This window comes from Type-A symbiont of Plautia stali, assembly GCF_059731155.1.
This window is the reverse complement of sequence record NZ_AP035891.1, coordinates 3,258,590-3,272,637: the sequence shown is the minus strand read 5'-3', so window position 1 is coordinate 3,272,637 and position 14,048 is coordinate 3,258,590. Positions and strand designations below refer to the sequence as shown.

12 protein-coding genes, 5 tRNA genes and 1 pseudogene are annotated in these 14,048 nt (G+C 54.0%); 11 read left to right on the top strand and 7 right to left on the bottom strand.

Features of this window, described 5'->3' with window-relative positions:
- Positions 1–33: 33 nt before the first annotated feature.
- Positions 34–1,275, bottom strand: a complete 1,242-nt coding sequence (locus AC6I8M_RS17395; protein WP_058948947.1) for an Nramp family divalent metal transporter — start codon at positions 1,273–1,275, stop codon at positions 34–36.
- Positions 1,276–1,646: 371 nt separating this feature from the next.
- Here AC6I8M_RS17395 and AC6I8M_RS17390 point away from each other — a divergent pair, with 371 nt between their 5' ends.
- The 3 genes and pseudogenes from AC6I8M_RS17390 to AC6I8M_RS17380 all read left to right on the top strand — a co-directional run.
- Complete coding sequence (locus AC6I8M_RS17390) at positions 1,647–2,837, top strand: NupC/NupG family nucleoside CNT transporter (RefSeq protein WP_022547935.1); 1,191 nt, start codon at positions 1,647–1,649, stop codon at positions 2,835–2,837.
- A 192-nt stretch (positions 2,838–3,029) separates the two neighbouring features.
- Positions 3,030–4,115 (top strand): LLM class flavin-dependent oxidoreductase, encoded by a 1,086-nt coding sequence (locus tag AC6I8M_RS17385; RefSeq protein WP_010616789.1) that lies wholly within the window; start codon positions 3,030–3,032, stop codon positions 4,113–4,115.
- Positions 4,115–4,684: pseudogene (locus tag AC6I8M_RS17380) on the top strand (aliphatic sulfonate ABC transporter substrate-binding protein); the annotation flags it as partial. The gene AC6I8M_RS17385 and the pseudogene AC6I8M_RS17380, both read left to right, overlap by 1 nt.
- A 179-nt stretch (positions 4,685–4,863) precedes the next feature.
- Here the strand turns inward: AC6I8M_RS17380 and AC6I8M_RS17375 are convergent.
- A tRNA-Ala gene (locus AC6I8M_RS17375) sits at positions 4,864–4,939 on the bottom strand.
- A gap of 446 nt (positions 4,940–5,385) precedes the next feature.
- Here AC6I8M_RS17375 and AC6I8M_RS17370 point away from each other — a divergent pair.
- Complete coding sequence (locus AC6I8M_RS17370; protein WP_058948946.1) at positions 5,386–6,174, top strand: formate/nitrite transporter family protein; 789 nt, start codon at positions 5,386–5,388, stop codon at positions 6,172–6,174.
- A gap of 111 nt (positions 6,175–6,285) precedes the next feature.
- The gene (locus AC6I8M_RS17365; protein WP_010616785.1) at positions 6,286–6,639 is read left to right on the top strand and encodes a YfeC-like transcriptional regulator; all 354 of its coding nucleotides are present in this window, start codon (positions 6,286–6,288) and stop codon (positions 6,637–6,639) included.
- Positions 6,640–6,722: 83 nt separating this feature from the next.
- On the opposite strand, the gene gltX is transcribed toward AC6I8M_RS17365, so the two are convergent.
- Entirely contained in the window at positions 6,723–8,144 is a 1,422-nt protein-coding gene (gltX, locus tag AC6I8M_RS17360) for a glutamate--tRNA ligase (protein WP_010616784.1), read from the bottom strand.
- Between the two features lie 274 nt (positions 8,145–8,418).
- On the opposite strand from gltX, the gene AC6I8M_RS17355 reads away from it, so the two are divergent.
- The 4 genes from AC6I8M_RS17355 (at position 8,419) to AC6I8M_RS17340 (ending at position 10,024) form a co-directional block, all read left to right on the top strand.
- Positions 8,419–8,494, top strand: a tRNA-Val gene (locus AC6I8M_RS17355).
- 41 nt (positions 8,495–8,535) lie between these two features.
- Positions 8,536–8,611, top strand: a tRNA-Val gene (locus tag AC6I8M_RS17350).
- 4 nt (positions 8,612–8,615) lie between these two features.
- Positions 8,616–8,691 (top strand) — tRNA-Lys (locus AC6I8M_RS17345).
- A 154-nt stretch (positions 8,692–8,845) separates the two neighbouring features.
- Positions 8,846–10,024: a tyrosine-type recombinase/integrase gene (locus tag AC6I8M_RS17340; protein WP_498013534.1), complete on the top strand. Its 1,179-nt coding sequence runs from the start codon at positions 8,846–8,848 to the stop codon at positions 10,022–10,024.
- Here the strand turns inward: AC6I8M_RS17340 and AC6I8M_RS17335 are convergent.
- The 4 genes from AC6I8M_RS17335 to AC6I8M_RS17320 form a co-directional block, all read right to left on the bottom strand.
- Positions 10,021–10,209 carry a helix-turn-helix transcriptional regulator gene (locus tag AC6I8M_RS17335; RefSeq protein ID WP_498013533.1) on the bottom strand — a complete coding sequence of 63 codons (189 nt, stop codon included), beginning with the start codon at positions 10,207–10,209 and terminating at the stop codon, positions 10,021–10,023. The genes AC6I8M_RS17340 and AC6I8M_RS17335 overlap by 4 nt on opposite strands.
- Positions 10,206–11,600: an SNF2-related protein gene (locus AC6I8M_RS17330; RefSeq protein ID WP_498013532.1), complete on the bottom strand. Its 1,395-nt coding sequence runs from the start codon at positions 11,598–11,600 to the stop codon at positions 10,206–10,208. The genes AC6I8M_RS17335 and AC6I8M_RS17330 overlap by 4 nt, the downstream gene beginning before the upstream one ends.
- Before the next feature lie 8 nt (positions 11,601–11,608).
- The gene (locus tag AC6I8M_RS17325; protein WP_498013531.1) at positions 11,609–12,370 is read right to left on the bottom strand and encodes a BRO-N domain-containing protein; all 762 of its coding nucleotides are present in this window, start codon (positions 12,368–12,370) and stop codon (positions 11,609–11,611) included.
- A 68-nt stretch (positions 12,371–12,438) separates the two neighbouring features.
- Positions 12,439–13,197, bottom strand: coding sequence for a BRO-N domain-containing protein (locus tag AC6I8M_RS17320; RefSeq protein WP_498013530.1), 759 nt, complete (start codon positions 13,195–13,197; stop codon positions 12,439–12,441).
- 307 nt (positions 13,198–13,504) lie between these two features.
- Here AC6I8M_RS17320 and AC6I8M_RS17315 point away from each other — a divergent pair, with 307 nt between their 5' ends.
- Positions 13,505–13,957 (top strand): CCDC90 family protein, encoded by a 453-nt coding sequence (locus AC6I8M_RS17315; protein ID WP_498013529.1) that lies wholly within the window; start codon positions 13,505–13,507, stop codon positions 13,955–13,957.
- 11 nt (positions 13,958–13,968) lie between these two features.
- Positions 13,969–14,047: transfer RNA gene (locus tag AC6I8M_RS17310), tRNA-Gly, on the top strand.
- Position 14,048: the final 1 nt, after the last annotated feature.

Sequence of the window (14,048 nt, the reverse complement as noted above, 5' to 3'; positions counted from 1 at the left end):
ACGCAGCCGAGATTTTTTTATTCAGTCATTCGCTTACCAATCGAGCGCTTCGCCCACCAGCAGATAGATATTCAGCGCCACCACCAGCACCACAATCAGACGACCGGCATTTTGCATCAGGCGTGAGCTCACCAGTTCATCGCCCATGATGTCACGGTTCCCGGTGAACGACAGCAGCGGAATCAGCGCCAGCGCAATACCGAAGCTCAGCAGCACCTGGCTCATCACCAGAATGCGCGTCGGATCCCAGCCCGCCCAGATAACAATAAAGGACGGCAGCATGGTAATGGTACGACGGAACCACAGCGGAATGTGGAAGCGGATAAAGCCCTGCATCACCACCTGGCCGGCCAGCGTGCCCACCACGGTAGAAGAGAGGCCGGCTGCTACCAGACTCAGCCCGAACACAATCGCCGCCGCGTGACCCAGCAGCGGCTGCAGCGTCAGATAGGCTTGGTCGAGATCGACAATGCTGGTATGACCGCTGAAGTGGAACGACGCCGCTGCGGTGGCCATCATCGCTAGGTTAACGAAACCGGCAATGGTCATGGCGATCGCCACGTCGAGCTTGGTGGAGGAGTAGCGCTCCGCCTTGCTGCCTTTATTTCCGTACTGCGTCAGCGCCGAGTGCAGATAAATGACGTGCGGCATAATGGTCGCGCCCAGCACGCCAGCCGCGAGGAATACCGCGTCCGAAGTGGGCAGGCTCGGCAGCGCCATGCCTACCACCAGATCACTGACGCGCGGCTGCGAGAAGAACAGCTCAACGATATAAGCGGCGGCGACAAACAGCAGCAGCCCGCCAATCACCAGCTCCAGCGGCTTCTGTCCACGGTTCTGCAGCATCAGAATCAGGAACGTGGCGATACCGGTTAACACCGCGCCCTGCAGTAGCGAGATGCCGAGCAGCAGCTTAAAGCCGAGCGCAGCCCCGATGAATTCCGCCAGATCGGTGGCCATGGCGATGATCTCCGCCTGTACCCAGTAGAACCACACCGCCGGGCGCGGGAAGCGATCGCGAATATGCTCGGCGAGGTTTTTACCGGTAGCAATGCCCAGCTTGGCGGACATCAGCTGGATCAGCATCGCCATGATGTTGGCCCACACCACCACCCACAGCAGTTTATAGCCGTACGCGGCCCCCGCCTGGATGTTGGTGGCAAAGTTGCCGGGATCGATATAACCAATGGCCGCGATGAAGGCCGGTCCCAGCAGCACGAGCTTGATCTTTCTGGCTCCGCGAGCGGCGCGCTCGGCGGTGCGACTTTCTGACATAGTTTTGTCCCTGTCCTAACGCTTGTCTGACCCATCCAGCTTACGGGGCATTCAAGGCAAGTGAAATTTGGTTATAGTTATCGCATTGATAGATGGTGCTATAAAACATAGCTATTGCTATACCACAAGGTAAAGTTAACGCTTGCTAAAAATTATGCAGCAGGTTTCACTGCTACTCCCGGGTCAAATTATAGACAATCTCTTTGTGGATATTTCTTGTGATCGATTTGTAAACAGGTTGTGAGCGTTGAGACTAATCTGAGAAATAAAGCGATACCGAATACTTATATTGTGGTTTTGATCTCGTTTTTAAGTAACGCGTTACATAGAATATGCAGCAAAATACAACCCTCCTCAAATTTGGAGCCGATATGTCCCATATTTTGCACTTCCTTTTAGCATTGGTGGTGGTAGCCGTGCTAGCGTTACTCGTCAGTCACGATCGTAAGAGTATCCGGATTCGCTATATCGTTCAGCTGCTAGTGATTGAAGTGCTGCTGGCGTGGTTCTTCCTTAACTCCGAAGCAGGCCTCGGTTTTGTTAAAGGTTTCGCCGGGCTGTTTGATCATCTGCTCAAATATGCAGCAGAAGGTACAAATTTCGTGTTCGGTAACATGAATGAGAAAGGTCTGGCCTTCTTCTTCCTCAATATTTTGTGCCCTATCGTCTTCATCTCGGCCCTGATCGGTATTTTGCAGCATTTCCGCATCCTGCCGTGGGTGATTCGCGCTATCGGTACCGTGCTGTCGAAGATCAACGGCATGGGCAAACTGGAATCCTTTAACGCCGTCAGCTCTCTGATTCTGGGACAGTCAGAAAACTTTATCACCTATAAGGATATCCTTGGCAAAATGTCACAGCGCCGCATGTACACCATGGCAGCGACCGCGATGTCGACGGTGTCGATGTCGATTGTCGGTGCCTACATGACGATGCTGCAGCCAAAGTATGTGGTGGCAGCGCTGGTGCTCAACATGTTCAGTACCTTTATCGTGCTGTCGCTGATTAACCCATACCACGTGGACAGCGAAGAAGACCTGCAACTGCAGGATCTGCATAAAGGTCAGAGCTTCTTTGAGATGCTGGGTGAATATATTCTGGCTGGTTTCAAGGTGGCGATTATCGTTGCAGCGATGCTGATTGGTTTTATCGCGCTGATCTCCGGCCTCAACCCGCTGTTTGATACCATCTTCGGCATCAGCTTCCAGGGCGTGCTGGGCTATGTGTTCTATCCGTTTGCCTGGGTAATGGGCGTGCCATCCAGCGAAGCGCTGCAGGTGGGCAGCATCATGGCGACCAAGCTGGTTTCTAACGAGTTCGTTGCAATGATGGACCTGCAGAAAATCGCCGGTCAGCTGTCGCCGCATGCGGAAGGCATTCTGTCGGTGTTCCTGGTCTCCTTCGCCAACTTATCCTCAATCGGCATTGTCGCAGGCGCGATCAAAGGTCTGCATGAAGAGCAGGGTAACGTGGTATCACGTTTCGGCCTGAAACTGCTGTACGGCTCGACGCTGGTGAGCGTGCTCTCCGCCGCAATCGCCGGTCTGGTGCTGGGCTTCTGATATACAGGGCGGGCTGCGGCTCGTCCTTCTCTTCTTTTATATACCTAAGCGTTATATCCCGCGCCAATCAGCCTGTCGCCGCGTCACGCCCTGCTTCACCGTTTCCCGCAATACCTTTGCACAATATCGAATTTCCGTTGTTGCCGTCTGCGCCCGTAGCTTTTCTTTCTGACCTCACCTCAGGAGAATCGCATGAGCATTCAGTTCCTTGGCATGATTGGCCACCGGCTTGCCTCAGAAATCATTTCCGCGTCCGGCACCTTATTCGATAAAGATTACATTGCCCGCTTTGCGCGCGCCCATGAAGCGGCCGGTTTCGACCGCATCCTTGTCGGCTACTGGTCCGATCAACCCGATGGCTTCTTGGTCACCACTCACGCAGCGGCGCATACGCAGAAGATTAAATTCCTGCTGGCGCACCGTCCGGGGTTTGTCGCGCCCACGCTGGCGGCCCGCAAGCTGGCTTCACTCGACCATCCCACCGACGGCCGCCTGGCCGTGCACATTATCAGCGGCGGCAGCGACAGCGAACAGCGCCGCGACGGTGATTTTCTCAGCAAGGCTGAACGCTATGCCCGCACCGACGAATTTCTCAGCGTGCTGAAACAGAGCCTTGAGTCGCCGCAGCCTTACGATCATCAGGGCCGGTTTTATCAGGCAGAGCAAGCTTTCTCTGCAATTAAACCGCTGCAACATAAGCTGCCGATCTATTTCGGCGGATCGTCACAGGAGGCGATTGACGTGGCGGCGCGGCATGCCGATGTCTTCGCGCTGTGGGGCGAGCCGTTAAAAGGCGCGGCTGAGACGGTACGTAACGTGCGTGCGGCGGCGGCACAGGGGCGCCAGATTGCTTTTAACATCTCCTTCCGGCCTATTCTGGGTAAAACCGAAAAAGAAGCCTGGGAGCGCGCCGAACATATCCGCGCCACCGCAGAGAAGCAGCTGGCCGATACCGGCTATATCTTTGGTTTGCCGAAGCCGCAGAGTGTCGGTGCGCAGCGTCTGCTGGCGGCGGCGAATGAGAGCGAACGCCACGACAAAGTGCTGTGGACCGGCGTGGCAAAACTGGTGCAGGGCGGCTACAACTCCACCGCGCTGGTCGGCGCGCCGGATCAGGTGTCTGAGGCGCTGCTGGATTATTATCGCCTCGGCATTCATAGCGTGCTGATCCGCGGATTTGACCCGCTGAATGACGCGGTGGAATACGGCCGTGAACTGCTGCCGCTGACGCGTGAAAAAGTGGCTGCGCTCAGCGCAACTGAAAAAAGGAGCGCCTGATGCGTCTCGCCGCTCTGTTTGCCGGTGTTGCGCTGGCCCTCGCGTCACTCCAGCCGCTGCTGGCGGCCGATAAAGTCACGCTGCGCCTCGGCGATGTTAAAGGCGATCGTTTTGCCGCCCTGAAAGCCTCGGGCGAACTGAACAATCTACCTTACGATCTTAAGCTCACCGCCTTTGACTCCGGCGCGCCGGTGCAGGAAGCGCTCAATGCCGGGGCGCTCGACGTTGGCTTTACCGGCGATTTGCCGTTTCTGTTTGTCTATGCGGCAGGCGCGCCGGTGAAAGCCGTGGGCGCCTGGCAGAATAACCCGGACAGCATTGCCCTGCTGACCCGACCCGACGCCGGCATTCACCGGCTGCAGGATTTAAAAGGTAAGCAGATCGCGGTCAACCGCGGCGGCTGGGGACACTATCTGCTGCTTGGCCTGCTGGAGCGCGCTGGCCTGACGCCGCAGGATGTCACGCTGCGCTTCCTCGGACCGGTGGATGGCCGCGCGGCGCTGACGTCCGGTGCGGTCGCGGCCTGGGCGCCGTGGGAGCCTTATATTGCCACCTCGACCGCCATCGACGGCACCCACGGTTTTCGCGTGCTACAGCTGCAGCCACAGGCCGTGACGGTTTAACACGGAAAGGCGCTGCAGGTCAGCGCCATTGCGCGCAGCCAGTCGGCGAATGCGGCGTCAGACTGCGCAAACGGACAATATTATTATCGGGTTTTCAATACGTTTGTTCTGAACGAACAGAGAATTGGTGGAGATAAGCGGGATCGAACCGCTGACCTCTTGCATGCCATGCAAGCGCTCTCCCAGCTGAGCTATACCCCCACATCTGGAATCCGTTTTTTCAGTGCAAACCGTTGGGAGCGGTTTGGTGGAGCTAAGCGGGATCGAACCGCTGAGCTATAGCCCCGTACCGAAAAAACCGTCGAGTTACCTCGACGGACGGCATAATATGAGACCGCTGTTTGAGTGTCAACGGCAAATTCTCGTTCTGCGTGCGATCGCTGAAAAAGGCGGCAACCCTGTGTCGCCGTGGCTTTTTTTTCAGCGCAGCGCGTGCTCGTCATCCCTGCCCTCAGCCGTTATCTCAACGCCGCCTCAACGGTGCGCCACGCCGAGGTTAACTTTAGGTTAAAGATGTTAGCGTCAGGCTTGCTTTCGTTAATGGTGCGTGTAAAACTTAGCGCGCTAATTAACCGGTTAGCCGTCCAAGGTATTCACTCGTTTACCGGCCAGCATGTCCTCCTTGTTTAATAAAAGAAAAGTGAACTATGTCGCTGCATACACCTAAAGAGATCGCGCAACTGGCGATTCAGGCCGGCGTGGCTAAAAGCCGTCTGCCGGTTTCCACCTTATTAATTCTTGGCTTTATGGCTGGCGCGTTTATCGCGACCGGCTTCCTGCTCGATCTGCACGTCATTAACCAGTTGCCTGCTGAATGGGGCTCGTTTGCCGGCTTCCTCGGTGCGGCGGTGTTCCCGGTCGGACTGATTCTGACCGTGCTGGCGGGCGGCGAGCTGCTGACCGGCAACATGATGACACTGCCCATTGCCTGGTTCGCGCGCCGCATTAGCGGTTTCAGCGTGCTGCGTAACTGGTTTTGGGTCACCATCGCCAATTTTATTGGCAGCGTTGCGGTAGCATGGTTCTTCGGCCATCTGCTCGGCATGACCGAAGGCGACTATCTGAAGAAAACCGTGGCGATCGCGCATGCCAAAGTGAACGCGGATTTCATGCACGCATTCATCTCTGGCATCAGCTGTAACTGGCTGGTGTGCCTAGCGGTATGGCTGGCCTTCGCCAGTAAAGATATGGTCGGCAAAATCTTCGGCATGTGGTTCCCGGTTATGGCCTTCGTGGCAATCGGTTTCCAGCACGTAGTGGCCAACATGTTTATCGTGCCTGCCGCAATTTTCGCCGGTCAGATGAGCTGGGCAGAATTTGCACCTAACGTGGTTGCGGTATTTTTAGGGAATGGTGTGGGCGGTGCGATCTTTGTCGGCCTCACCTATTTCCTCGCCTTCCGTCCGGCACAGGCGGCGGTCAGCGAAGCGCAGTAAACCGATTTTACCTTTTGTCGCACAGCAAAAGGCATTTTCTGCCCTGATTACTTTTCGCCGTAACGTTTTGTTATAATATGTAGAGCGAATGTATTTAACAGGGACAGCATCGTGAAAAAGGAATGGCTCACTCCCGAAGAGCTCGCGCTGGAAACGGGCTACAGTCGGCAGACGGTGAATAAATGGATCAAGCGTGAAAACTGGACGACCACGCCCAAGCCCGATGTACAGGGCGGTAAGGCGCGATTAATCCACATTGATGAGCGTGTCAAAAGCTTCATTCAGTCCACCCGCCATGCAAACGAACCGGCGGCGAATTACGGCGCTCAGCAAAATACGTTACCTGCGTTATTAATAAATTCTGTCCAGCAAATGACGGCCACCGAACAGGAACAACTGGCGGCGCTGTTATTGCGGGAAGGGATTAGGGGCGTATTACAGCGGTTAGGAATCCAGGAAGAATAGAAAAGCCGGAAGCAGTGAGATGCTTCCGGCTTTTTTGTTGCCTGCCTCATCATAGCAGCCTGACAGGTCGCTGTTCAGCTCAATCAGGCCTGTGCTTCACGCTCAGCGATGAACGCCAGCGCTTTTTCGATACGCGCCACGCTGCGGCTGCGGCCGATGGCTTCCACCGTCACGTCGAGTCTAGGCGACTGACCGGCACTGGTTACGGCAACGCGCAGCGGCATACCGACTTTGCCCATGCCGAGTTCAAGTTCATCCGCAGCAGCCTGAATGGCGTGATGCACGTTTTCCGCATTCCAGTCGCTGTCGCTGATGGCCGCCAGCTTGTCGCGTACCACTTCCAGCGGCTGACGCGCCACCGGACGCAGATGCTTTTTCGCTGCGTCCGCATCAAACGCGTCAAACTCTTCATAGAAGTAGCGGCAGGACGCGGCGATTTCGACCAGCGTTTTGCAGCGCTCACCCAGCAGCGTCACCAGCTTCGCCAGCTCCGGTCCGGTGCGGGTATCGATATTCTGCTGCTCGATGTGCCACTGCAGCTGGGTAGCGACATATTCCGGCGGCAGCGTATTAATGTAGTGGTGGTTGAGCCACTGCAGTTTCTCCGTGTTGAAGGCGCTGGCCGATTTGCTCACCGCATCGAGGGTGAACAGTTCGGTCATTTCCGCCACGCTGAAAATCTCCTGATCGCCATGTGACCAGCCGAGGCGCACCAGATAATTAAGCAGCGCTTCAGGCAGGTAGCCGTCGTCGCGATACTGCATTACGCCCACCGCGCCGTGACGCTTGGACAGCTTTTTACCGTCGTCGCCGAGGATCATGGATACGTGGGCATAGGTCGGCACTTCCGCACCAATCACTTTCAGGATGTTGATCTGACGCGGCGTGTTGTTGATATGGTCTTCACCACGAATAACGTGCGTGATGCCCATATCCCAGTCGTCGACCACCACACAGAAGTTGTAGGTCGGTGAACCGTCGGTACGACGGATGATCAAATCATCCAGTTCCTGGTTGCTGAATTCGATCGGACCACGAATCTGATCGTCAAAAATCACCGACCCGTCCTGCGGGTTGCGGAAGCGCACCACGCACGGCTCATCGGCTGCATGATGTTCATGGCTGTCGCTGCAGCGGCCGTCATAACGGGGCTTCTCGCCTTTTTCCATCTGCTCTTCACGCAACGCGTCCAGACGCTCTTTCGAGCAATAGCATTTATAAGCAGTACCGGCTTCCAGCATTTCGTCGATAACGTCGTTATAACGATCGAAACGTTTGGTCTGGTAGTACGGGCCCTCATCCCAGTCGAGATTCAGCCAGTTCATCCCATCCATAATGGCTTCGATAGCTTCCGGCGTGGAGCGCTCTAGGTCGGTATCTTCGATACGCAGGACGAATTCGCCTTGGTTATGGCGAGCATAAAGCCATGAGTAAAGCGCAGTACGCGCACCACCGACGTGCAGGTAGCCCGTCGGGCTGGGTGCGAAGCGAGTTTTGATTTTCATTCAGCATTGCCTTAAATGCGCAGGTTTCGTTGTCTGGATGACAAAAAAACGGGTTAACGCGGAAAAACAGTGCGCATATTCTAGCAGGTGAGGCTGATTCCTCAATCACTGTCGCGCTGGCGGCGCGGGCAGAAGTGCGTTTTTCTGCTAATAAAACCAGCACATTGGCTAAAAGCGCTGCATGATGTCTAAATTTAAAGCGAACGCACATTTATGTTTTAAAAAGCGTTGACTCACTTCGAAGGATCCTTATAATGCGACCCCACACAGCGGGGGGTGATTAGCTCAGTTGGTAGAGCATCTCCCTTACAAGGAGGGGGTCGGCGGTTCGAGCCCGTCATCACCCACCACTCTTAATGAGATGGCCCGCAGTGAACAAGAGATAAGATATGGGTGATTAGCTCAGTTGGTAGAGCATCTCCCTTACAAGGAGGGGGTCAGCGGTTCGAGCCCGTCATCACTCACCACTTCGGGTCGTTAGCTCAGTTGGTAGAGCAGTTGACTTTTAATCAATTGGTCGCAGGTTCGAATCCTGCACGACCCACCACCTCTTCTTCCACCAACCTCCTTAAATGTCCATTTTTGCATTAAAATCGGTTGGTTAAGTATTTTCTTTGTCCAGTATCGTCCATCTAAAATCGTTGCAATCCGTGCCTAAAACGGGTACATATCCGGGTATCTTAATTTGGCAACGGGTACCTATGAAACTGAATGCGCGACAGATTGAAACAGTAAAACCCGGTGACAAGGATTACAAACTGCCGGATGGTAATGGGCTGTTTTTGCTGATAAAAACCACTGGTGCCAAGTACTGGCGCTACCGTTACACCTTTGCCGGCAAGGAAAAAATGCTGGCAATCGGCGTCTACCCTGCGGTATCCCTCGCCGCCGCACGACAGAAACGCGACGAGGCCCGGCAAAATGTGACTGCGGGCGTCGATCCCGTGAAAGCAAAAAACTATGGTGCTTCGGTGGCCGCGGCGAAAACCATTACCTTTAAAGAGATTGCCCTCGAATGGCATGAATTTAAAAAGCCCCGCTGGTCGTCTGGCTATGCTGCCGATATTTTAGAAGCGTTTGGCAAAGACATCTTCCCGGCGGTGGGCAAACTTGCGGTTGCAGAGATTGAGCCGGTAATGATGCTGGCGGCATTGCGTAAAATTGAAGCGCGCGGAGCCACAGAGAAAGCGGCCAAAACGCGGCGCTGGTGTGGTGAGGTTTTCCGCTATGCGGTGGCAACCGGACGGGCTAAGTTTAACCCTGCCGGGGAGCTGAAAAGCGCCATGGTGAAACACAAGTCTACGCGGCATCCTTTTCTGCGTGTCGACCAATTGCCGGACTTCCTCACGGCGGCGGAGGGTTACACTGGCAGCGTAATAACGCGCTTGGGTCTGCAAACTCTTATGCTCTCTGGTCTGCGTACGCAGGAACTGCGCTATTCACAGTGGGACTGGGTGGATCTTGATGGGGAAAAGCTGTGGTCAATACCGGCTGAGGTGATGAAGATGAGCCGACCACATATTGTACCGCTGTCATCGCAACTGACTGCTTTGTTGCGTGAACTCAAGAAACTGAGCGGACGGTACAGGAATATGTTCCCCGGGAGGAACGATCCCTCAAAGGTGATGAGTGAGAACACGATTAACCAGATGATAGCGGCCATCGGTTATAAGGGAAGGGTAGTAGGGCATGGTTTCCGGCATACGATGAGCACCATACTCAATGACCAGGGCTATAACCCGGACTGGATTGAATTGCAGCTAGCGCATGTAGATAAAAACGCGATTCGCGGAACCTATAACCAGGCCCTATATCTGGATGGACGGAGGGAAATGATGCAGTGGTACGCGGACTATATAGAGCAATTGAGGCTGATTTAAAGAAACTGTTTTTTCCACGCTTCGATCTCGCCACGTACCCAGCGCGCGGTACGGGTACCAAGTTTTTTTTGCTTGGGAAATTCACCGTTACTGATGCGCAGGTAGATGCAGGATTTTTTTAACCCTACGGTACGTTCAACCTCTTTAATCGTTATCAGGTCGGTGTCGGAAATGATCGGTGTCATGCTCTGCCCCTGTGTTTCATGGCTTCAAGCAGGATATCCTGCACGTTGTGTTTTGAATCGCGCCGTTCCATCACCAGTTCATCTACGGTGCCGGCGGCGATAATATGGTGAATAAATACCGGACGGTTATGCCCTGCCTGTATCTGGCGCGTTGGCCCTATACGTTCGATAATTTGTTGGTACTGTTCCAGATCCCACCAGTGGGAGAAAAACGCCAGTATGTTACCGCCATCCTGTAAGTTCAGGCCGTGGCCTGCGCTGGCTGGGTGAGCAAAAAGGACAGGTATTTTTCCCGCGTTCCAGTCGCGTAGCGTTTGCGGGTCGGAATCAAGCTGTTTCCCCTTTGGAAAGGCTTTCAGTAAACGGGCTAAATCGCTTTTAAAGTGGTAGGCAACCAGCACCGGCATACCGCCAGATTCGGCAATCACACTTTCCAGCGCCTGTAATTTGGCGTCGTGGATCTCTGACCAGGTACCTTTGTCGTCGGTATAGATTGCGCCGCTGGCAATTTGCAAACACTTCACGATTTTTGCCGCGGCGTTAGGGGCCTCGATACCGTCGCCATCCAGTTCGAGAAACATTTCCTTTTCCATTTCGCTATACTGCTGGCGTGCCTTGGGCGGCATCTCCACGCGGATCACGTTATGGATAGGCTCGGCGATATCGAACCAGTCAGCGGCATCCAGTGAGATCGTCACATCGCGTAGCGCGGCCTGTATCTCATCCTGCGAATGGGGAAAGGGTTCCAGCTTTGACCATTGCTGGCCGGGAAACTGAATGTTGTTGAACCAGCGGGAAGTGAATGCGCCAAAGGTACGCCCGAGACGCTGACCCTGATCAACAAACCATGACTGGCCCCACAGGTCAATCAGGCCATTTGGTGCAGGTGTACCAGTAAGGTTTATCCAGCGGTGTACGTGTTTATGCGCGACTTTCGCCAGCGCCGCAGCGCGTTTGCCGCCTTGCCGTAAACGGAATGACTTTAGCCGGGTACTCTCGTCTGCGACCACTGTACCGAATGGCCAGCGGTCACCCAGCGTTTCAACCAGCCAGACCAAATTATCGTAGTTGGTGGTATACACGCTGGCATGGGTGTTTTGCAGCGCCGCCAGCCGTTCTTTAACTGTGCCGACAATTGGCTGCATCTCGATATTACGCAGATGATTCCATTTGTTGACTTCATCTGGCCAGGTGCTGGCTGCCACGCGCAGCGGCGCGAGGACCAGTGCGGGCTGTGTCTCTGCACCGGACATATAAAGGTCTTCCAGCGTGGTCAGTGTGGCCAAACTTTTTCCCATACCCATACCGCACCACACGTTGCAGCGCGGATTATTAATGAGAAAATGGGTGATTAATTCCTGATAGGGCCTTGGGGTATATGGTTTTGCCATTTTCGGCCTCAGAATAATTTCGCTATATCCACGCCGTAGACTTCCAGCCATGCTTCACGGGGGTAGCATAAAATTCGTGCATCCGTGGACTCATCCCAGTAATAGGATTCCATCGCGTCATGTTCGTCCTGCCATGTGGTGAGTTGGCGGTAGCTGTACCAGGTGCCGGTCGCGCGCCACACTGACCGGACGGAAGCATATTCTTTACTGGCACCTAGCAAAGCTGCCATTTCATCACGGTCTTTTATCGCCTTATTGGCGATGCGCTGGTAAACAGCATTACGCTGGCAGGCAGTGGCTTCGCGTTTCTGACTTATCTGCGCTTTGGTGCGGATAGCTTCATCGCGTTGTTCGGCAATATCAGCGGCTAACCTCAGCGCCTCGGCAAATGACTGAGGTACGGGAGAATTGGCGGGTAACTGATAGCCGCCCGTCTGACGAATTGACGGCAGTACTTCTTCGCATACCCAGTCCTGTACTTTTTCAGCAGAAGGTAGTTTGCTACGGAGAATGAGGCGGTAGAGATCGGGTTCGGTCAGGAGGGTAACACCTTGAGGCTTCGGTTCTAAACCCAAATCCCTCATTTCAGGGTATTTGATTTTAATCAGTGACTTACAATGTGACGCTATAGCGTTTTCAGGTTTTTCATATCCGAGTGCCCGCGCTACTTCGAGAGCGAAAAACACAGGTTTCCCTTCGTACAGCATACCGCTTATTTCGATATTCAGACTTTCATTGCGAAAAATTACAGGTTTGGTTAAATTTTGCATGTTAAAGCTCCTCACAAGTGAATGTGATTAATGAAGCCCCGGCGCGATCCCGGGGCGGAATTACTGGATTAGTGGCGCGTCAGGAAGTGTTTAACGTCGTTTTCGTACCAGTGGTCAAGGCGATCGGCAATGCCCCGTTGCTGCTGGCGGTGGCAGCGCTCGAAAAGCTGCTTCATTTCAGCAAGTACGGTGTTCGCATCTTCACGTTTGCGCAGAATGCGTTTGAGGGTTTGCTTTTCCGCTTCGTGGATGGTTTCACGCAGGGTTTCGGTGACGTAGTAAATGCGGCGGCACTCTTCGGCCAGCAGAGGAATATGCTGCGCTTCAAAGGGCATTGGCGACGGTGTGCCGGTCACATCGCGCAGGGCATAATAAACGGCATTGGTCCATGCCTGTTCAAAACGGAAGCCGCGGGTAATGCACCATACTAAGCGCGCAAGGTTACGGGTATCGGTGTGCGTAAAACGCTCAGGCGCTTCGGGCTGGTAGACGGGGTGACCTACTTCGCGGTCGAGAATATCCAGCACCCATTTACGGAATTCTTTGGCTACAGGGGTACGGGCAAACATGGCGACGAGGTGTGCACCGCGTAGTGAGAAAATGCGGGTTTTAATTTTACGCAAGCTATTGTTTATTCCATTGATAGTCGATTCGACTACCAACGACATTGTGGGGTTAAATTCATCTTTGTTCGAGCTATAAAGCATGGTCACAGCGTTGCTATTTGCGTATTCCAGCGCTTTAGCTAATTCAGCGGAAGTGAGCCAGATATGCCCGTTGTGGGTGATAGTTTCAAGAGTAGTATTACGAAAAGTTAAGGTAGTCATTTTACTGTCCTCTGAGATTATTAGCCCTGTTTGAATAGGGCGGTCGGGCACTTCAAACCCGCTCAGAGACGGCCAGCAGTTTTTCCCTTACGGGTGTTGCATGCACTGCTCGCTGCCCGACCATAATCTATGGACGTAAAAAAAACCGCAAGACTGTCGGGTGCGGATATCCGCTCTGAGAAGGTGGTTTGAAGCACCTGAGAGCGAATATAACGACCAGCGACAGCGGATGTCAAACCGAAGTTGCAAAATTTTGCAGGTTGGCGGTCAGATCGCTTACACTTGGCTTAACACAGGAGGATTTCCCATGGGCCAGGTTGCATTTGATACATTGCAGGCGTCAGAAGAGCTTGAGACTGCTGGCATCTCTAGAGAACAGGCGCGGGCGATTTCGCTCGTCGTACGCAAGTCTCATGAGGTGGCAGATGTGGCCACAAAAGCTGATATTGCTGAGGTAAAGCGTGATATAGCCGATGTCCGCAAGGACTTATCCGCAGAGATAGCCGATGTCCGCAAGGACTTATCCGCAGAGATAGCCGATGTCCGTAAGGATATTGACGCTCGCTTCGAGAAGAATGAAGCTCAGATGCAGGCTCGCTTCGAGAAAACCGAGGCTCAGATATCCTTAGTCCGCAAAGATTTACAACTTGAAATGGCGGGTATTCGCTCTGAGCAAAAGCTCATGCGCTGGATGCTGGGTTTTGGGGTTATCGGTATTCTGTCGTTGGTTGTAAAAGCTTTCGTCATGCCTGTTCTGTAATGCGCCAAATTGGGTCGGTAGCTCAGATTGGAAGAGCGTACGTGTTCCCCAACCGTAAGGACGCAGGTTCGAATCCCGCTCGACCCTCCAC